Below are 251 nucleotides of genomic sequence, written 5' to 3'. Positions count from 1 at the left end.
GCTAACCGACACCACGCTTCGGTTCGGTTGCCCGTGGCGACAGCAGCGTACAAGAGGCGCGTCAAGATGGTCGACAAATCGAAGCGCCGGTTAAATCGATACTGAGCCTCGGCCAAATAGAGAAAACGGCCCAATGCCGTTTTGAGTGGAAGTTGACTTCGGCTACCATATCGGCTACCGCTGTGAATGTCTGCGCCTTGCGGCGCTTGTCGATGTCCGGTCCGGAGCAGGGTCAAGGGCGGGCGGCGCGA

General features: G+C 59.4%; 1 pseudogene. It reads right to left on the bottom strand.

The annotated features are described in order from the left end of the window. Positions 1-119: pseudogene (locus tag F1735_RS35125) on the bottom strand (IS1595 family transposase); the annotation flags it as partial. Positions 120-251: the final 132 nt, after the last annotated feature.

It is taken from the genome of Massilia genomosp. 1 (genome assembly GCF_011682185.1).
GTDB classification, from domain to species: domain Bacteria; phylum Pseudomonadota; class Gammaproteobacteria; order Burkholderiales; family Burkholderiaceae_D; genus Telluria_A; species Telluria_A rubra.
The sequence above is the reverse complement of the archived record's forward strand: the minus strand, read 5'-3'. Positions and strand labels throughout refer to the sequence as shown.